Raw genomic sequence first — 20312 nt, 5'->3', positions numbered from 1 at the left:
ACACCCCTCTTAGCTAATCCATACTGAGAGGGGTGTTTTGCATTAAAAGGATTCAATTAAACCAGAATGTGATACAATTGAATTGATTCTATAAACAATTTGACTATTAAAATAAATGTGTTTTGAGAGAAGAATTTAATTCTAAAAAGGCTTAATTTGTATTAGAAAATGAATAATTAAGACGATGAGTGAATGTTCCGAATATAAATACTTACACAATAGTGATGTAAAGAATTCAAATGAGTTCAAAGATGATTTTTTCAAAAAAGGCTTGTCTCTTTATGAGGTAATGCGTGTGGTAGAATCAAAGCCTATATTTTTAGAAGATCATCTTATGCGATTGCAAAAATCGGCTAAAAAAGTAGAGCAGTTTATTTGGTTAGATTATTCTGAATTAGTCGAAAAAATTAAGCTTGTAATTAGCACGAACTGTGTTGTTGAAGGAAACATCAAAATTGTATTCAATATTCAGGAGAATAGCCGTAATTTTTATTGTTATTTCGTTCAACATAAATACCCCAAAAAAGAAGAGTATGCTGAAGGTGTTCATACGATCATATATAAAGCTGAACGAAGTAATCCTAATGCTAAAGTTTATGATGATAAATTGCGCAGTTATACAAATAGTCTTCTTGAAAACCCTGATGTTTACGAGGTTATTTTAATGGATGGCCATGATAATATTAGAGAAGGAAGTCGTTCTAATTTATTTTTTATTGAGGGAAACACATTAGTAACAGCGCCAGATGATGAAGTTCTCAATGGTGTTGTGAGAAAAAAAATTATAGAAATTTGTAAACGAATTGGAATTCCTGTTTTGAAAGAGGAAATTGCTTACAACAGCTTATCCAAATTCGATGCTGCTTTTATAACTGGTACTTCACCACAAGTATTACCTATTAAAAGTATCGATATGATATCTTTTAATGTTAATCACCACTTATTAAAACGACTCTTAGAATCCTATAGAAAAGAGCTCGCAAACTATTTAACAGAGTTTTAATCGCTTGTTTTACAGAATGGCAGTCCTATATTAACTTTGGTTCCAACTGGGGTTTGATTTTCGTCATATTGATAGAAGATTTTATAGTCATATTTAAGTATATTGTTATTACTAATTTTGGCTAGAAGATTAATTCTTTCTTGAATATTCTGCATGGCTTTTTTATAAGATAATTTACGGTTTGTAGGATCATATTCTTTCGGATTCGAACGACTTATACTACTATCTTCTATTAAACAACTAATATACTGATTGCTATCTAAATCAAAACTAATTTGAATTAAGCCTTCTTGTTTGCAATCTGATAAGCCAAACCTAATTGCATTTTCAATAAAGGGTTGTATCATCATAGGAGGAATGAGGAAGTTGTATGGATTAATATTATTACTGATAATAATCTCAAACCTAAATTGATTCATAAAACGCATTTGTTCAAGTTTAATATAGTGTTTTAAGTAAGCAATTTCATCTGCAAGACTGATAAAGTTTTTATCTGCATTTTTAATATTCATTCGAAGTACAGTTGAAAAATCAGATAGATAGTCAAGTGCATTTTCAGTTTCCTGTTCGAGAATATAAGCTTGAATTGAGTTCAGAGCATTGAAAATAAAATGAGGATCAAGCTGGTTTTTAAGCGTTTTCATTTTAAGTCCTAAAATACTTGTGTTTGTTTTATTTTTAGCTTCTTCTTCTTTACGTATTTTTCGGGTGTAAATGCGTATTGAAGTAATTAAAAACAGGACAAAAGAGGCAAAAATGATGGCATAAAACCAACTTTTTTTCCACCAAGGATAGCTTATTGAAATCTTAATTGATAAAGGTATAATGTCTGTTTTATTTAAATGTTTCCCTTGTATGTTTAAGGTATACTCTCCACTTGGTAAATTTGAGTAAATAGCATAATTATTTGAACTCCAGTTTGTCCAGCCGTTGTCAAATTCTTTAAGTTTGTATCTAAAAAGACTTTTCTTAGGATTTAAACTGTTTTGAAAATTGAACGAAAATATTAAACAGTTTTGTTTGTGGGTCAAATTTATTGGTCCATTAATATTTCTTGTGGAAGTGTTAAACTTTGAAGTGTCAGGTTGCCAATATTTATTATACACTTGGACTTTTGTGAGGTTCAGTGAAGACTGATCTTTTTTAAGTTTATCAACCTCTGATTTTGATATTTTCAATAATCGCTTATTAGTACATATCCATATGTTTTGATCTTTATCGACAATAGAATTTTTACCATTTTGATCGAAATAACCTTTTTTGTCATTCCAAAAATGATAGTTTATTGGAAAATGTTTTCCCCATGACCGGTAATCGAAACGATATATACCTTCGTTTGTTCCACACCAAAGAGTCTTGTCCTTTAGGTATTGAAAACCGTGTATTGATGTTCCAGTTAATCCTAAATCATTGTTGATTATGCCGAGAATATTAAGTTTTTTGTTTTTATATTTTAATTTGTAAATGCAGCCGTTGTTACCACCTGCAATTATATTACCATCAGGAATCAGCAGTAGGTCGTTAATGACGTTGTGAATGTTCGAATTGAAGTTATTGAAATGTTCAATGTTTCCATCTTTATATCTGAAAATCCCAATTTGTTTTGTCGCGAACCAGATTACTGAATCCTTAGATATCATTTTACTAACACTAATTTTATCCGATTTAGAAATTTTATAGCTGAATTTCTTTTCCTGAAAATTATTGCCTGAATAGACTCCGAATTCATTGTTCCAAAATAAACAAATTTCATTGTTTTTTGTAAAAGTAAATTTAGTTGCAGGGCTGATACCAATATATTTAATTGCATTGGTTTTTAAATTTAGAGTGTAAAAACCCACATTGGTTGCTATCCATAATTCTGACTTCTGATTATTTAGAATGTCGAAAATCTGAATTTTATGTTCACTGTTGGTTGATGAACTTCCATATTTTATAGCGTCTAATTCTTTGGTTGAAATGCGTTTTTTAATCTTGTTTTTTAAGAAGTAAATTATTTCATCTTTAGTGGCTATGTAAATACAGCCATTAGAATCAGATTCTATGTCAGCTATGTTTAGTTTATCAAGATTAAAGTATGAGGCATTAAAATATTGAAATATTGAATTTCTAAAATGTAAAATACCTTTATCTCGTGTGCCTAACCATATATTGCCTTCATTGGGGTCAATAAAAATAGATTGTACAAATACTTTATCAATATTATTAGAAATTGAAAAATCGTTAACCTCTTGTCCTGATACTTTAATAATTTTTCGATATTCAGTATCAGCTATAAAGTATCTTAATAAGTAAAACGTTTCATCGTTATACGATATAACTTGAATTATTTCGCAATCTAAGTCCTCTTGATTTTTAAATCTAATTTTATAAGTTCTGTTACTGAGGCTGTGCTTATTTAAAAGATGTGCTGTATTAAATTTATTAAATTCAATAATAGGAGAGTTATCCTTTTCTAGTAGGTTAAGTTTATTTGAATTTAGGTTGCAATCAAATGTCTTTTTAGGTGTACTTGAAATAGCTAATAACTTATCGTCATTTTTAATGAAACTAGTAATGTCAATAGTCCCATTCGTTTTAAGAGGTGTTAGGCTTATTTTATTATTATCTATTGATACTTTATTTACGCCTTTGTTTGTACCTAATAAAAGTTGATTGTGAATTTTATCGAAATAGACAGATTTTATGCTACCTTCTAACCCTAGTTCTTTGTTATTGTAAATTAGAATATCATTCCTATCAAATCGACATAAACCAACATTTAAGACTGCTAACCAAAGATTATGCTTGTTGTCTTCGCATATCGAAAGTATTTTCTCGCCATAAAGGCTTTCAAGTTCTTTACGGATGATTATATTCCCATTATCAAATTCAAATAATCCTGCATCTGTTGTAATCCATACAATATCTCTTGAATCGGAGAAAATTTGATGTACATTATTGCTAGGTAAACCATTTTTTAATGTATAAGAAGATTGATATTGGTTTGATGCCTGTGAAAGACAGTTAAAAACCAGTATTAGTAATAGAGTTATAGTATATTTTAAGAGGATTTTTTGATTCATTTTACAATGATAGTGAATATGTTTCAAATATTTTATTGTCAAGTTTGCCAAGTTTTTCATTGATCTAAGTTTATTCAAGATTTAAGATCTTCTTCTTTGTAAGGAAACCTGATTTAAAGCAAAAATAGATGTGTATAAAAAGCGTTGTTTAGATCGAGATTGTTTAATTTTGAAAGTCCTTAAGAAATTGAATAATTATGAAAGCAGAATTAAACCAAGCCAATATTGATAAAGCTGAAGAAATGTTTTTATCAGACTCTAATTTTAAATTTACAGTTCTTCCTCGTATTAAATTGCTGCATGCTATTAAAAAAGAGCTTAAATCTTATAATGATCTAGAATGGTCTTTTGAATTTAATTATGTGAATGTGAATCAAAATAGAGTAATTATTAAATATCTCCCTTCTGTTAACACTGAATTATCTCTTTTTTACGAAATACCCTTGGTTCAAAAGTTTGAATTAAGAAGTTTTCTAGGGCATTCGTCTATTCATTTCATTAATATATACGGTTTTCTAATTAAGAATTCATACATAAAAGAAAAGCAATTTATAATACGTGCAGAGTATCGGAAAATACCTCATTTTATACTAAATTTGAAGGTCAAGAAGTATCAAGTACCTGTTTTGAACCACTATTATGATTCAAAACAAAACTCAGATTTACCAATTGACGAATTAGTATTAGGAGAAATTCGCAATAATTTTGAATTATTTAATCCTATATTTAAGTTAATTATTGAAAACTTTCATCAGTAATAGATCTAAAAATTAGTGCTTTGAAGCAATTGAACCTTTTCAGACATTTTCAGAATATTAGTATTGGTAAAGCCTACCTGTTTCTTTTTTCATCGTTATCTAGTCTTGTACTTATCATTATAGGTGCAATCTGGATATATAATGAGTATACTAAGTTTGACGTAGAGTCAAATTCTCTTAGAGATAAGTATACCAATGAGAATAAGGCAATTTTGATTAATAATACAAAAAAATGTATTGACTATATTGATTATCGAAAAAATCAGTCCGAAGATGTTTTAAAAAAGACACTGAAGACTTATGTTGATCAATCATATGCTATAGCTCTGCATATTTATAATAAAAACAAGAATGTTTTATCTCAAAATGAAATAAAAGAAAGAATTAAAGAAGCTGTTTCTTCTTTTAAATTTAACTCTGATAAAGGGTATATTTTTATGAATACGATGGATGGTGTAGGGGTTCTATATCCTAAAAATCCAGAGTGGGAAGGGAAATCCCTTCTTAAATATAAGGATATCAATCAAAACCTATTGGTTGTAAATGAACTTAATCATCTTAAATATGATGATGAATCTTTTATAAAGTACAAGTCAAAAAATAACAGCCCCAATAAATATAATGCCTACACAAAAATCGCTTATATCAAGAAATTTAAACCGTTTAACTGGTATATGGGGAGTTTTGCTTACATCGATGATTTTTTAGAGTCGATTCAAGCAGATTGTATAGAGAGAATAAAGGATATGAAGGTTAATGAGGAAAACTATTTCTTTATTTACTCTAGAAATGGGACTTGTCTTTTGCATAAAAGACCAGAATACATAGGGCACAGTTATAGCGGTTTTGATAAGGAAGATGTTGATGTCTCTCGTAAGATTTTACTTTCAACAGGAGATAAAGATCGGTTTATTACTTATAGTTTATCCGAGGGTGAGAAAATTACATATTTATATGATATTGACGAGTGGAATTGGATTATAGGTTCCGGTTTCCATACTGATAAGATAGAAAAGAAAATTGCGAAAAAACGAGAAGAACTTTATGATCGTTTAATTAGTTACAGTACAAATGTTATTTTATTAATATTGCTGACATTTATGCTGCTATATTTTGCTGCAAAGATGTTGTCTTCCAGAATGAATAGGAGTATTAATTCATTTAACGAATTTTTTAAGAAAGCTTCAACGGAATCGGTGAAAATTGATGTTGAAAAACTTCACTTCTCCGATTTTAAAGAAATGGCGTCTATCGTTAATGATATGGTAGATATAAGAGTCAATAAAGAGAATGAACTTATAGAAGCACGAGAACTTGCTGAAAAATCGGATAAACTTAAAACGGCATTCCTTTCTAATATAACACACGAAATTAGAACGCCAATGAATGCTATTGTTGGCTTTTCTCAACTATTACAACAGGAAGGATTAACCACAGAACTTAAAGATGAATTTGTTGGTTATATCGTTAATAATAGTAATTCTTTGCTAACCTTAATAAATGATATTATTGATTTTTCAACTCTGGAATCGGGTGTTATTAGTGTTACTTGGTCAAATTTTAATTTGAAAAATTTATTGGTTGAATTGAATGATAAGTTTGATCAGCTTAAGAAAGTGAGTGGTAAATCTGATATAGATCTTATTTTCCCTGATTCGGAAAGATTAAATAACACGATTCTTCATTTTGATGCAGTTAGATTAAAACAAATATTAAGTTATTTAATTGATAATGCTTTAAAATTCACGAAGGAAGGAAAAATTGAAGTTGATTATAAATATGAGAAAGATTCCATTTTATTTTGGGTGAAAGATACGGGTATTGGAATACCTCTTGAAAAACAAGGATATATATTTAATCGATTTAGACAAGGTGAAGAAAGTCAGACAAGACGATTTGGTGGTACGGGAATTGGGCTTAGTATTGCAAAGCAAATTATCGAACATTTTAAAGGTGATATTTGGCTTAAATCGGAAGAAGGAGTTGGTTCTGTTTTCTATTTTAAATTTTCTTTAGATCAGAAAAATTCTAACAATTAAAATAATTTGATATACTTCCTTCTCTATAATTAGAGGAGGATTTTTATATATATACTGATAGATTCCGATTCACTTGTAAAAGTGGAATCTAATTACAGACTCGTTCTGCTTAAATAAATATTTGATTTAAACGGAATAGGAAGAAATTAATATCAAGAACACAGCATTTCTTAAGAAGCTTCTAAAATCTTTCATTTTTGTATTATAATATTCTTCGGGAAGTCAGGTAGTGTTTTGACCAATAGGGATTATTTAAGTTAGATTTCATAAGCCCTTTTTTAGTTGAAACATGCATAAATAGGTTGTCTCCCATAAATATGCCAACGTGACGATATCGTTTTGAAGTTCTAAATAATACTAAATCTCCAATTCGAAGTTTTCTTTTAGAAATTGGAATTCCCTCTTTTAGCATAAGTCCAGTTGTTCGAGGCAATTCGATCTTAAAAAGATTCTTATATGTAAATTGAACAAAGCCTGAACAGTCGAAACCCTTTATGCTTGTTCCTCCATATTTATAGGGAACTCCCTTGTATTTGCGGTATTGTGTTTCTAGTTTGTATTTTCTACTGGTTTTCTTTTGTAGCTTTTCAACTTCAATTTTTTCTGTTCTTACTTTGGGCTTGTGTTTTTTTGTATTATGCTTACTTATTTGTCTTTTGGTAGAACATGAAGCAATTGTTATCCCTATGATAATAATGTAAAGAAGTCGTTTAAGCATAAATTATTTTACGATGAATGTTTAAAAGAAATAGAAAGAATTGACCTTTCTATTTCTCTAGTGCAATAACACAAAAATAGTTTACTTATTGTCTCTTTATTGTTTATAAATGAGTTTAGGCTATCTTTTTGTGCATTCTAACAGCAATTGTAATTGAAGATATGGCAAAAATACTTAATATACCTAGTTCCTTAAGGATATCAAAAAATCCAGATCCTTTTAGCATGATCATTCTGATAATTTTGATAAAATACGCAATGGGGTTTAGTATGTTTAATTTTTGACCCCATTCTGGCATACTTTCAATAGGTGTAAATAGACCACTCATGAGTAAGAAAATTACCATGAAAAACCAAGCAATAAACATAGCTTGCTGTTGTGTGTCAGTTTGTGTTGAGATGAATAAACCAAGGCCTAAAATGGCGATTAAATACACAAATGCGACAAGGTAAATTAACCAGACGGAACCCAAAAATGGAATCTGAAATCCAAATGTTGCAACCAAAAGGCCAATGCCTAATTCGAAAAACCCAATTATCAAAAAGGGGATTAGTTTGGCTAGTAGGAATTGTGATTTTCTTATAGGTGTGACATTTATTTGTTCAATGGTTCCAATCTCTTTTTCTCGTACCACATTCATGGCAGATAAGAACAAACTGATTACTGTAACCAATAAAACAAGAAGTCCTGGTAACATATAAGGTATATACTTCATTTCAGGATTAAACTGATGAGAATAGGTCGAATTTACAATATTATGTTGATTGCCTTGGCTTAGTTCAGCAAAGTTTGGTGTAATACTTAGATTATAATCTTTGATAACAGAAGTGATATAAGCATTGTATAGACCTGCCGAGCTTGCATTAATGGCATTTACTAGAATCTGAACAGATGCTTGAGTATTTAGATCGACAGATTTTCCAAAATCTTCATTAAAGACAAGAATAGCATCGATATGATCTTTAAACAACTCTTTTTCTGCTGCCTCTTCTGAAAAACCGATTTCTTTGACTGTGAAAAATGGAGATCCATTAAACTTCGAAATTAACTCCCTAGATTGATTAGAAAGATCTTTATCTACAACATATATGTTTGTGTTTTTCATGTCGTATGTAGCTGCAAAAGACAGAATACAAAGTTGTAGTATTGGCATTACAAATATGATAGGTAACATGCTTTTGTTACGGAAGATTTGTAAGAACTCTTTTTGTAATAAATATTTTAATATTCGCATAACTCTTCCTTTTGATGTTATTCTAACCTTGTTTTAAACTTCTTTAAACTAAGCCCTATAAAACCTATTGTCATGACAATTAAAATCAAGGTTTCTTTCCAAACATATTCAATACCGACACCTTTAAGCATAATGTTTTTTAAAATAATAATGAACCATTTAGGTGGTATTATATGACTAAAGATTTGCAAGGGTAGAGGCATATTTCGAATAGGAAAAATAAACCCAGAAAGTATAATTGTTGGTAGCATTAAGGCAAACATGGAGAGCATCATGGCAACTTCTTGATTTTTAGATATGGTAGATATGAAAATTCCGAGGGATAAAGCCAGAAAAATAAAAAGTATAGTTTCGGCCATTAACAGGGTGAAGCTGCCTAAAATAGGAACACCAAATATGAAATAGCCCATGCCAACAATGACCAATGCATTTATAAATGATAAAGCTAAATAGGGTGTTACTTTCCCTAAAATAATTTGTAATGGATTTAGTGGTGATACCAGTAGAATCTCCATCGTGCCCATTTCTTTTTCGCGAGCGATTGAGATTGAAGTCATCATAGCTGATACTAGCATAAGTATGGTTGCCATTATACCTGGAATAAACATGAAAACACTTTCCAAATTGGAATTAAAGTACATGCGTGTTTTAGGTTGAATTGCAAAAGGTACTTTCTTGCCTCTATTTATTTCGACATTGTAATTCTGAAGAATACCTTGTAAATAATTAACCTCTAAATTTGCCATGTTTGGATCGGTGGCATCGGTTAAGATTTGAATATTTGCTGTTGTGTTTTTAATTAGATTTTTACCAAAATCAGGTTCAAACACTAAGATTAGTTTCACATCACCTTTTCTGAAAATAGCATCTGCTTCTTCTAATGATTTAAGGTTATCTGTCAGATTAAAGTACCCTGATGAGGTTATTTTATTTATGATTTCAGCTGAATATTCATCCTTAGAATGGTCTAATACAGCCATTTTGACATCTTTAAGATCTGTTGATATCACATAGCCAAAAAGCAATATCTGAACAATTGGCATTCCAAACAGAATAAGCATTGATCTCTTATCTCGAAAGATATGATAGAACTCTTTTTTTAAAAATCCGATAAATCGATTCATCTGTATAGTTATTAATCTTATTCTATATTAGTCGCTTTTCTTGCCAAGCTTAGAAAAACTTGATCCATGTCGGCAGCATTAAATTGCTTTTTCAATTTTTCAGGTGTGTCTAGAGCCTCAATCTTTCCGTCTACCATTATGGATACGCGATCGCAATATTCTGCTTCGTCCATATAGTGGGTTGTTACAAAAACGGTGATTCCTGATCGTGCAGCATCGTAAATTAAATCCCAAAATTGTCTTCGGGTTACAGGATCGACACCACCTGTTGGTTCGTCGAGAAATACTATTTTTGGATCGTGAAAAATAGCAACCGAGAAGGCTAGCTTTTGTTTCCATCCCAAAGGCAGCGCGCTAATTCTTTTATCTCGTGCGTGTTCCAAATCAAGTTTTTTGAGCAGATTGTCAGCTTTTGAGTTGATTTCGGATTTAGATAATCCATAAATGCCTCCATAGAAACGGATATTCTCAAAGACAGTTAAATCCTCATAAAGAGAGAATTTCTGACTCATATATCCAATATTCCTTTTGACAGATTCACGTTCATTATAAACATCAAAGCCGGCTACACTTATCTCGCCAGAAGTTGGGTATGATAAACCGCAGAGTATTTTAATAGCCGTTGTTTTACCGGCACCATTTGCACCTAGAAAACCAAAGATTTCACCAGCTTCAACTTCGAATGATAAATCGTCGTTGGCAGTAAACTCTCCGAATTTTTTGTACATGTTTTTAACACGTATCACCTTTTGTTTGCTATTCATGTTCTATTGATTTTGTGCTTAATTCCATAAAACAATCTTCGATACTGGGTTTTATTTTTTCGATTTTAATCTCTGCTCTTCCTTTGCTTTCGAGATAAGTTTTTAGCTCATCTATTGGAGCTTCATTATGAATATCGGTATAATGTAAACTTTGTCCGAAAAGGAAAACCGAATGTGTTGAATTAAATTCTCTTAGGTCGAGTAATGTTTGATAATTGTCGTTACTTCTTATGGAATATAATTCTTTTCCGAATTGCTCTACAATTTCATTAGGCGTATTAACCTGTAAAATTTCACCATCCTGAATTAAGGCAACACGGTCACACAAATTGGCTTCGTCCATATATGGCGTTGCAACGACGATAGTGATTCCTCTTTTCTTTAAACCTTTTAGCATTTGCCAAAATTCTGCTCTCGACACCGAGTCAACCCCTGTCGTTGGCTCATCGAGTAATAAAATTTTAGGTTGATGAATAAGCGCACAACAAAGAGCTAATTTCTGTTTCATTCCACCAGATAGTTTCCCTGCCAAACGATCTTTAAAAGGTTCTATTTGTAGCCAAATGTCACGAATCATATCCATATTATCTTCGATACGGGTATTGAAAACAGTCGCAAAAAAGTTTAGATTTTCAATCACACTTAAATCTTGATAAAGTGAAAATCTACCTGGCATATAACCAAGAAAGGTTCTAATTTTCTTGTATTCTGAAACGCTGTCTATTTCGCATAGTTTAGCAGAACCTTCATCAGGTAATAATAGAGTTGCCAATAATCTGAAAAGCGTTGTTTTACCTGCACCGTCTGGACCAATTAAGCCAAACAATTCTCCCGAATCAATATCTAAATTGATATTTTTGAGCGCTTGAACATTCCCGTAGCTTTTAGATATTTTATCTATATGTATGCTTGCATCCATAGTCTCTTAGAATCTAATTTCACCTGGCATTCCAATTTTTAGAAGGCCATCGTTAGCAACTTTTATCTTTACGGCATACACCAATTTTACCCGTTCCTTTTTTGTTTGAATAATTTTAGGCGTAAACTCCGATTGAGAAGAAATCCAACTTACTTTACCTTTAAGACTGTGATTTTCCTTTTCGTTTTTATCAATAATAACTTTTACTTCTTGGCCAATTTTAACTGATGGGAGTTGATCACCACTGATATAAACTCTCAAATCTAGTGTTCTTAAATCGGCTAATTTAAATAGGGGAGTGCCTATATTTACCATTTCGAATGGTTCCTTATATTTTTCTAAAACAGTAGCGGCTTGTGGAACAATGATTTTACTTTTTTGAATCAAGTCATTTAAAGCATCAATCTTTTTATTTACGCTTTCCAATTCTGCAAGCACTTTTGCATTTTCAGTTTTAACCGACTGAATTTGTTTTTGTGCAATTTGTATACCTCCATTAACGTCATCAACCTGTTTGATAGTGGCTGCTTCATCAGCAAACATTTGATCGATTCTTTCTTTATCCTTTTTTAGGATAGAGATTTGTTCTTGATAAACAGCAATTCGCGATAGTATGTTTTTAATTCCTGAAGCTATAGAGCTTTTTTGAGCTTTAAGCTGTTCTTTTTGTAGATATAGTTGAGTCGTATCAATTATTCCAACTTGCTGAGCCTGGGTAAAAACATCGCCTTCTTCAATTTCTAGATTTAAGATTTTACCAGAATTCTCAGCTGATATCATATATTCGGTTGTTTCGAAATTTCCGTAAGCATCCGATTCATTACCATCCTGTTTACATGCATTTGTTAGGAATACTAAAGCCAAGCCGATTCCAATTATTGTCGTTTTTTTCATCATTATAATATTTAATGCTTTTTAGATACCTTGAATTCTTTTGTATTCTGCAAGAGATTGTTGTAATTGTATATTATGATATTCTTTATTTAGTTTGGCTTGAATTTCCTTGTTTAAGTCATCTAAATAATCACTCGATGTAATAACACCATTGTCCAATTGAGAGGCTGAACTTTTACTAATCTCTTCTAGCAAGCCTATTATCGCAGCATCTTGTTCCAATAGTATTTTGAATTTATTAATCTCATTCGATTTATTTCCAAGATCGATAAGTTGATTTTGAGTGAAGCTTAATTCCTTACTCGTAACAAGTTCTTTTTTTATCGTAATAGCCTTTTGTTTTCGGCGGTTGGCTTTCCAGTCGAATATATTCCAAGATATTTTAGCACCCAACATATAGTAGGTATCAAATTCGTCTTGCAACTGATTGTAGCCAGGATTACCATAACCCACTTGCCCAAAGCCAGTGATAATTGGAGATCTGTCTTTTTTCAAAAGTTCATTTTGTGAGTCAAGTAAAGATTGCTGACTCGCATACCATTTATATTCAGGTCTGATTTTAGAATCTATTCGAATTTGAGGAGTTAATTTTTCTTCGCTTGTGAATTTTTTAAGCTTTGTGTTAACATTTAATTGACGTCCCATAAGTTGTGAAAGCACATTGAAAGAACTCATCTCATGTGCATTCAGCTCCATGAACTGTTGTTGAATCAACAGAAGCTCCGATTGCAAGATCTTTAAGTTGGCAGGTAACACGGCTCCATTCTCAACAGAAGATTTAACCTGTTGGATGCGTTTTGAAATTGTCTTTTGCTTGTCTAAAAGGACTTCCTTGTTTTTTCTGACCAATTGAATGCCAAAATAGGCTATGTTTACTTTTTCACGAAGTTGATACATTTGAATCTCCAAGTTTTGAATTTCAACTTCAGAAGATTTCTTTTCAACATTAACTCGATGCTTTGTTTTGCCGCCATCATAAATTAATTGCTCTACGTCAAGATTAAGAGCATATCGATCTTTTGGAGCTTGTGGTGTGTCCATTCCTGGAAATGAAATTCCTGTTACATCCGATTGATAGCTAATTTGTCCATTAGCATATAATCGTGGTAAATTGGCGATTTTTAGATTCTCTATGTTTAATAGAGAAGATTGATTTAAAAGAGCTTTTCCCTTCATTAGAGGAAAGTTATTTTGTACTTCAGTTTGGCATTTTTCCAAATTTAGGACTTCATCTTGAGCCCATGCTACTTGAATCTTTAAAAAGATTATCAGTAACAAAATGTATTTACTTTTTCTAAAAGCTTTCATATCTAAAACTTATAATTTTATTGATTGAATTATGAAATCAGCAACTTGATCTGCTCGTGCTTGCAGTACCTTATTGAGGTCTTCATTTTCATATAATAGTTCTTTAATGATGGGGCGGGCCGCAAATGGAAATATAGACATACTGATCACATTAAGAATTAATTCTCTTGGATCAATCGATCTTATTAGACCTGCTTTAACAGCTTCATTAATTTGGAACTCTGTTTTTTTCTTTCCCTCCAAAACGCCTTCAAAATCCAATAATTTAAGTATCCTTGTTGGATCTGAATTTATTTCATTAATAACGAAATTAGGAATGAATGGATAGTCTATTAATACTTCGTTATAGTGCTTACAAATATTTCTGATTTTTTGAAATAACTCAGAATCATCAGCCATAAATACCGCCATTGGACGAAATAGTTTTTTTAATGCCTCATCAAAAACTTGCTCAAATAGCTTACCCTTATTTTTATAATAGTAATGTAATAGTGCTTTATTTATCCCAGCAGTATCGGCAATTTCTTGCATTCTAGCTCCAGCTAATCCTTTTTGTGCAAAAATGGCTCTTGCGGCAATTAGAATATTCTCCTGGGTTTCTACTGATTTTTTTTCCATAAATGTTGTTTTTAACCGTTTGGTTAAATTAAATCCAAAAATAAACCAAACGGTTTAACCATCTGGTTAATGCAAATGTAGAGTTTTATTTTTTATTAGCAAATTAGAACTTGTTTTTTTTAACCATATGGTTAAAATGGAGTTTGTTCTATAAGAAGGATACCTTTGTTTTAATCTGTCGAATAAATACATATTAGGAAAGGGAACAATTGGATTTTTGATATTTACCCGATGTTGTTTCAAATTGAACAAATTTTCTTTTTTTAGTCTTGATAGAATTGGTTTTGATAATAAACCATGAAGTACGTTTATTTGAAAAAATATTTTTAGTTTTAAGCCTTAGATTTTCAATTGAAATTATATGCAAAAGAAGATATTTGAAGCGACTCGTATTGGTAATTTAGAACTAAAGAATCGCTTGTGGCGTTCGGCTACATGGTTGAACCAGGCTGATGAGAAGGGACATTTGACTTCGGAACTGATTACTCGTTATGAGGAATTGGCAAAGGGCGGAGTAGGTTCTATCATTACTGGTTATGCTCATGTCTTGGAGCAAGAGCAGCCAAATGCGGGCATGTTAGGTATTTACTCCGATGATTTTATCGAAGAATATCGACCTTTTGTTAAGCGAATTCATGAATTGGGCGCCAAGCTTATTATGCAGGTTTGTTACGGAGGATCATCAACCAAATTTCAAACTAAAGGACGGTTAATATGGGGACCATCTGCAGTTCAAAATCCAGGTTATCGTGTTACGCCTACTAGAATGAAAATTGCGGATATTAAGACGGTAATTGATGCTTATGCTCAAAGTGCTAGACGTGTAAAAGAAGCCGGTTTTGATGGGGTACAAATACATGCTGCTCATGCTTATTTGTACAGCCAATTTCTTTCTCCCTATTTTAATCGTCGAACAGATGCCTATGGTGGCTCAATTGAAAACCGAGCTAGGATTATTTTTGAAACTCTCGAAGCTGTTCGTCAGGAGGTCGGACCTGATTATCCCGTATTAATAAAAATGCATAGCACTGATGATTGGGATGCAAACGGATTGACCCCGATTGAGAGCCTTTGGGTGGCAAAAGAATTGGAAAAACGTGGAATTACGGCTATTGAGTTTAGTGGTGGTAATCGTGATTTTAAATACCCTCTAAAAAAACCGATAAGAGCTAAAATTTTGAAAAGGGAAAAGCAAGCTTACTTCTTCGAAGCAACTAAGCAGATTGCTGCTGAGCTAACGGTTCCTGTCATATCCGTAGGTGGACATCGTAATTTTGAATTCATGGAACATATTCTGAATGACAGCAACATCTCTTATGTCTCTTTGTCGCGTACTCTATTTTCTGAACCAGATTTGCCCAATAAATGGATGGAAAACCCTGATTATGATCCAAGATGTACCTCTTGTTCTAAATGCTGGTCTCCTGAAGGTAATATTTGCATTTTAGATCGTAAGAAAAGTGTTGTTCACAAGTGAAAAAATCGTGATAATGAATAAGTAAAAGAGGTGTTTCATCTTTTTTTTTACGCTCTATTGATATTTTTACAAGTCACTTCTCCTACTTATGAAGTGTAGTGAGATTTAAGTTCCAAAATTCACCTCAGTATAATAGAAAAAAACTCACCAGGTCTTGGTGAGTTTTTAGTATGTTATTGGTTCTAATTACCGTCATATATTCTTATATAAGAATCTCCATTCGATTTAATATAGCCTCTGTACATGCCTCTGGTATTGAATTCCATGGAGACATTTCCTTTTTTATCTACAGCAATAACACCACCTGTTCCTCCTAAATCCGTCAATTTTTTAATTTCAGATTCGCAGGCTTCTGTCACAGTTTTGTTAAGGTATTCCATTTGTGCAGAAATGTCTCGTGCAAAAGCCAAGCGGATATAATATTCACCATGCCCAGTGCAAGAAACGGCACATGTTTTATTGTTGGCGTAAGTTCCAGCACCAATTATAGGAGAGTCACCAATTCGGCCATATTTTTTATCAGTCATTCCGCCAGTTGAAGTACCAGCTGCTAAGTTGCCGTAGCTATCTAATACAACACATCCTACGGTTCCATGCTTGTCATTTTGTGTCGGTTTACGCTTTTTATTTTGTAGTTTCTTTAATGATTCCCATCTTTTTTGAGTGTAGAAATAAGATGGATCGACAATTTCAAGCCCCTTTTCTTTAGCAAAACTTGAAGCACCAGTACCCGAAAGCATCACATGTTCAGACTTTTCCATAACCATTCGTGCAGCACTAATTGGATTACGAATATCACGAACACCTGCTACGGCACCAGCATTTAAATCGGAACCATTCATGATTGAAGCATCAAGTTCGTTGTGACCATCATGAGTGAAAACGGCACCTTTACCTGCATTGAAAAGGGGAGAATCTTCCATCACATGAATGACCTGCTCTACTGCATCTAGGCAAATACCACCATTTTTCAGAATAGAATCACCAACATAAAGAGCTTCGGTAAGTTTTGCTCTATAGGCAGCTTCTTTTTCGGGGCTTATATTCTTTTTTAGAATTGTACCTGCTCCGCCGTGAATAACGATAGTGTAATTACCAGTTGATTGAGCTTGTGAGTTGACAATAGCAAAGAATAGAAGTAGAATTAAAGCTAGTTGTTTCATAGGTGATTAGAGGTTTGTTATTTGCATCTGAATTGATTTAAACCAATCGGTAAATCTCCATAATGTCTTTAAGTATTTTATTAAAATCAATCTTCATATCGATAATATGTCCCGTATGGATGTCGAAAACCCACCCATGAATGGTAATGTGTCTATCGATTAATGCTTTTTGAACTTCAGCTGTCTTAATTAAATTAACACATTGTTCTTGAACGTTAAGTTCTACAAGTCGATTGTATTTTTGTTCTTCATCTTTAATTGAATTAAGCTCTTCTTTATGCAATCGGTAAACATCGCGAATATTTCGCAGCCATGGATTTAAAATTCCCATATCCTTGGCTTGCATTGCCGCTTTTACACCACCACAATTGTAATGACCGCAAATTATTACATGCTTTACTTTTAATTGGTTAACGGCGTAATTTATAACCGACATAACACTTAAGTCAGTATTTGAAACCATATTGGCAATGTTTCGGTGCACAAACATATCTCCAGGCTCTATACCCATTAAATCGCCTGTTGTTACTCTACTATCAGAACAGCCAATGAAAAGAATTTCAGGACTTTGATCTTTAGCAAGCGTCTTGAAATAATCAGGATTATCATTGAGCTTGTTAGCTATCCATTTTTTGTTGTTTTCGAAAATACTTTCAATATCCACTTTAGTGTGTTTTGGTTAATTTATAAATTAAAAAGAGTGAGAAGCTTTGATTCCAATGTTATAAGAGGAACAAACGGGCGGTTTATACACTAATGAAATTAAAAAACACTAAAGTTCTTTCGTGTAAATTTTAATATTCATCGTCGATAATATTTTGAACACGCCCCACCTCTCCTGTTTCTAATTGAACTTTTATACCATGTGGGTGTTTGGGCGATTTTGTTAAAATGCGTTTAACGATGCCTTCGGTTAAATCCCCACTTCTCTGATCTTGCTTCTGAACAATTTCAACTTCTAAGCCTATTTTTATATCTTTTCTATTTTTGCCACTTAGTTGTGTATTATCCATAATCATATTTGCTAATTTTAAAATTAAAGTTTTTTACTCTCATTGACAAGATAGGGCTTCTCTCTATTTCTTCAAACGTATTTTACGATTAAGAGAATTTTGATCCTGTATTTTGTTTTTTTGACAAGAATTGTAACTAATATAGGGAATATCAGTATAAGATTGTTAGAAAAAGGAAAAGAAGCCTTGATGTTTTTTGAAATTTCTTATTTTTGTAATTAAATAAGATTTATGGGATCCATACAATATATAGAAAGAAAGAGTGGTAGTTTAATTAACGAGCTTGTTCCCAGTGAAGGAATGTTAAGATGGCTCTATAATTCTCCTTTGGGTAAAGCTACACTGCATATCCTTGTTAAAAGGAAAATGTTGAGTATGCTTGGTGGTTGGTATATGAGCAGTCGTCTTTCTAAAAAGAAGATTGATAAGTTTATTGCTCAATATCAAGTTGATATATCTGATTGCAAGATAACTGATAGTAAGGCATTTCGTAATTTTAACGATTTTTTCTTTAGAAAAATACAAGCAGAAAAAAGACCCATGGCTAATGGAATTGTCTCGCCTGCTGATGGTAAGGCGCTTGCTTTTCAGTCCCTTGCTGATGTTTCCTCTTTTTATGTAAAAGGTTCAGAATTTACCGTGAAATCTTTTTTGAAGAATGATGCTCTTGTGGATAAATACGCTGATGGATCCGTACTTATTATTCGTTTGGCACCTACCGATTATCATCGTTTTCATTTTCCAGCAACTGGTCGTATTTCTAAATCGAAAGATATAAAGGGACGTTATTTTTCGATCTCTCCTATAGCAATAAAAAAGAGTGTGGAGATTTTTTGTCAGAATTATAGAGCCTATAGTACGTTAGAGACTAAAGAATATGGAGATATTCTTATGTCAGAGATTGGTGCAACAATGGTGGGAAGTATTATTCAAACTTATAAGGTTAATTCTGAAGTCGAGAAAGGAGAGGAGAAAGGTTATTTTGCTTTTGGAGGTTCTACTTTAGTTTTGTTTTTCGAAAAAGGGAAAATTCAAATGGCTGCCGATCTTCTTAAGAATACGCGTAAAGGTTACGAAACGTCTGTATTTGTAGGAGAAAATATTGCTAGTAAATTGAGTGATTAATTTGGTAGTTTAATTGTGAAACTCTTATAACTGTTTCTTAATTGCGATGGGGTACTATTTTTAACCAAATTGTATATCTGATGGTTTTGTAACGAAGAGTTACAGTTAAATCATCCACTGAACTCCCCATTACATTTGATTTTGTTGTCATCTATTATCTAGATAGTTATCAATATCTTTATCTTTTTCACGAAGGTTAATCTATATTTGGTAAATGTTCTTTAAGAATGATAGAACCTTCTTTTACTTCAAGATGATTTGAGATAACTGGGCATTTTGCTTTTAACAAGAAAAAAACTTGTTTGTTGCAATCTGATAGGCCTTCGAAATTTCCTTGTCCTTTACTTATTATAAACTCTGATTTATTGAAAAGCTTAAGAAATTCGGCCGAGCTTTGGTTAAGAATAACACCTGGAGATTTGCAACCCGAGTCAATTAATTCTGCAACTTCATCTAATCCTGAAGCAATAGCATCTTCTATAGTTACATCATTTATTATGGGAATTGAACGCACTGCATATTTTACGGGCTTTTTTAATTCTTTAATAAGTATTTTATCAAATATCGATTCTCCAACATTATCACCAATATAAAGTATGTTTGTTGTTTTTTCAAGTTGCTTTTTAAAAGCATTGTAGTCAAAAATTGCAAAATCTTGTTTTAGAATGTGCTTTACATCTTCTACAATGTTAAAAGATTTGTTGACACCTAAATCAATAATATTGCCTGCAATAGCTATTTTTATAGCAGTGAGAAGTTTATCATCAGATTCTGCAACTATTTTTTCTAATTCAGGATAAATAGATTTTGTTTCTTTAAGGTGTTGTTTTTTGATATCCTTGTAAGGATCATTATTACCGGTAATATCTTTTACAATTTTATAGACTATCATTCCTGTTTCAGCAGGAGTGGCTTGAGGTGATATATTTTTTATCATATCTCCAGTTTCATCTAGAATCTGCTTTAATTTTTTTTCATCAGAAGTAGCCATTCGCCCTGCACGCAAAGCCTGTTGCATAAAACAAGGAATACAATCAAGATAAATTTTCATTGGTCTTTTGGTTTTTAAATTCAATACATTTCACTCTTT

General features: G+C 32.0%; 18 protein-coding genes. 5 read left to right on the top strand and 13 right to left on the bottom strand.

Translation table 11 applies throughout. The features are described 5' to 3' along the window. Positions 1-184 precede the first annotated feature (184 nt). Positions 185-1003 (top strand): aminotransferase class IV, encoded by an 819-nt coding sequence (locus EMN46_RS06255; RefSeq protein WP_154199873.1) that lies wholly within the window; start codon positions 185-187, stop codon positions 1001-1003. Here EMN46_RS06255 and EMN46_RS06250 read toward each other — a convergent pair. Beyond that, the gene (locus EMN46_RS06250) at positions 1000-4068 is read right to left on the bottom strand and encodes a sensor histidine kinase (protein ID WP_195715197.1); all 3069 of its coding nucleotides are present in this window, start codon (positions 4066-4068) and stop codon (positions 1000-1002) included. The two genes, EMN46_RS06255 and EMN46_RS06250, sit on opposite strands and share 4 nt — an antisense overlap. A gap of 197 nt (positions 4069-4265) precedes the next feature. On the opposite strand from EMN46_RS06250, the gene EMN46_RS06245 reads away from it, so the two are divergent. After that, positions 4266-4826, top strand: a complete 561-nt coding sequence (locus tag EMN46_RS06245; protein WP_154199869.1) for a hypothetical protein — start codon at positions 4266-4268, stop codon at positions 4824-4826. Positions 4827-4846: 20 nt separating this feature from the next. Then, the gene (locus EMN46_RS06240) at positions 4847-6865 is read left to right on the top strand and encodes a cache domain-containing protein (RefSeq protein WP_154199867.1); all 2019 of its coding nucleotides are present in this window, start codon (positions 4847-4849) and stop codon (positions 6863-6865) included. A gap of 202 nt (positions 6866-7067) precedes the next feature. Here the strand turns inward: EMN46_RS06240 and EMN46_RS06235 are convergent, their stop codons facing one another. From EMN46_RS06235 to EMN46_RS06200, 8 genes are all read right to left on the bottom strand, one after another. Next, on the bottom strand, positions 7068-7583 hold the full coding sequence (locus EMN46_RS06235; protein ID WP_154199865.1) for an NlpC/P60 family protein: 516 nt from the start codon (positions 7581-7583) through the stop codon (positions 7068-7070). Positions 7584-7698: 115 nt separating this feature from the next. Next, positions 7699-8817 carry an ABC transporter permease gene (locus tag EMN46_RS06230; RefSeq protein WP_154199863.1) on the bottom strand — a complete coding sequence of 373 codons (1119 nt, stop codon included), beginning with the start codon at positions 8815-8817 and terminating at the stop codon, positions 7699-7701. A 17-nt stretch (positions 8818-8834) separates the two neighbouring features. Then, positions 8835-9941 carry an ABC transporter permease gene (locus tag EMN46_RS06225; protein ID WP_154199861.1) on the bottom strand — a complete coding sequence of 369 codons (1107 nt, stop codon included), beginning with the start codon at positions 9939-9941 and terminating at the stop codon, positions 8835-8837. A gap of 17 nt (positions 9942-9958) precedes the next feature. After that, entirely contained in the window at positions 9959-10705 is a 747-nt protein-coding gene (locus tag EMN46_RS06220; protein ID WP_154199859.1) for an ABC transporter ATP-binding protein, read from the bottom strand. Next, on the bottom strand, positions 10698-11624 hold the full coding sequence (locus tag EMN46_RS06215; RefSeq protein ID WP_154199857.1) for an ABC transporter ATP-binding protein: 927 nt from the start codon (positions 11622-11624) through the stop codon (positions 10698-10700). Before EMN46_RS06215 ends, EMN46_RS06220 begins: the two co-directional genes overlap by 8 nt. A gap of 6 nt (positions 11625-11630) precedes the next feature. Further along, positions 11631-12518 (bottom strand): HlyD family secretion protein, encoded by an 888-nt coding sequence (locus EMN46_RS06210; RefSeq protein WP_154199855.1) that lies wholly within the window; start codon positions 12516-12518, stop codon positions 11631-11633. 21 nt (positions 12519-12539) lie between these two features. After that, the gene (locus EMN46_RS06205; protein ID WP_154199853.1) at positions 12540-13826 is read right to left on the bottom strand and encodes a TolC family protein; all 1287 of its coding nucleotides are present in this window, start codon (positions 13824-13826) and stop codon (positions 12540-12542) included. 9 nt (positions 13827-13835) lie between these two features. Then, entirely contained in the window at positions 13836-14444 is a 609-nt protein-coding gene (locus EMN46_RS06200) for a TetR/AcrR family transcriptional regulator (RefSeq protein WP_154199851.1), read from the bottom strand. A 361-nt stretch (positions 14445-14805) separates the two neighbouring features. Between EMN46_RS06200 and EMN46_RS06195 the strand changes: the two genes are divergently transcribed. Continuing rightward, on the top strand, positions 14806-15921 hold the full coding sequence (locus EMN46_RS06195) for an NADH:flavin oxidoreductase (RefSeq protein ID WP_154199849.1): 1116 nt from the start codon (positions 14806-14808) through the stop codon (positions 15919-15921). A 182-nt stretch (positions 15922-16103) separates the two neighbouring features. Here the strand turns inward: EMN46_RS06195 and EMN46_RS06190 are convergent, their stop codons facing one another. The 3 genes from EMN46_RS06190 to EMN46_RS06180 all read right to left on the bottom strand — a co-directional run bounded on the left by EMN46_RS06190 (position 16104) and on the right by EMN46_RS06180 (position 18103). Continuing rightward, on the bottom strand, positions 16104-17084 hold the full coding sequence (locus EMN46_RS06190; protein ID WP_154199847.1) for an isoaspartyl peptidase/L-asparaginase family protein: 981 nt from the start codon (positions 17082-17084) through the stop codon (positions 16104-16106). A gap of 37 nt (positions 17085-17121) precedes the next feature. After that, complete coding sequence (locus tag EMN46_RS06185; RefSeq protein ID WP_368667501.1) at positions 17122-17748, bottom strand: carbonic anhydrase; 627 nt, start codon at positions 17746-17748, stop codon at positions 17122-17124. A 130-nt stretch (positions 17749-17878) separates the two neighbouring features. Then, entirely contained in the window at positions 17879-18103 is a 225-nt protein-coding gene (locus EMN46_RS06180) for a YwbE family protein (RefSeq protein WP_368667500.1), read from the bottom strand. A 225-nt stretch (positions 18104-18328) separates the two neighbouring features. Between EMN46_RS06180 and EMN46_RS06175 the strand changes: the two genes are divergently transcribed. Continuing rightward, entirely contained in the window at positions 18329-19222 is an 894-nt protein-coding gene (locus tag EMN46_RS06175) for a phosphatidylserine decarboxylase (protein ID WP_154199845.1), read from the top strand. Between the two features lie 196 nt (positions 19223-19418). Here EMN46_RS06175 and EMN46_RS06170 read toward each other — a convergent pair whose 3' ends face one another. Further along, on the bottom strand, positions 19419-20273 hold the full coding sequence (locus EMN46_RS06170) for a DUF89 domain-containing protein (RefSeq protein ID WP_154199843.1): 855 nt from the start codon (positions 20271-20273) through the stop codon (positions 19419-19421). Between the last annotated feature and the right edge of the window lie 39 nt (positions 20274-20312).

It is taken from the genome of Ancylomarina sp. 16SWW S1-10-2 (assembly GCF_009669305.1).
In the GTDB taxonomy this organism is placed as follows: domain Bacteria; phylum Bacteroidota; class Bacteroidia; order Bacteroidales; family Marinifilaceae; genus Ancylomarina.
Note: the sequence above shows the minus strand (reverse complement) of the source record. Positions and strands in the feature narration are given on the sequence as shown.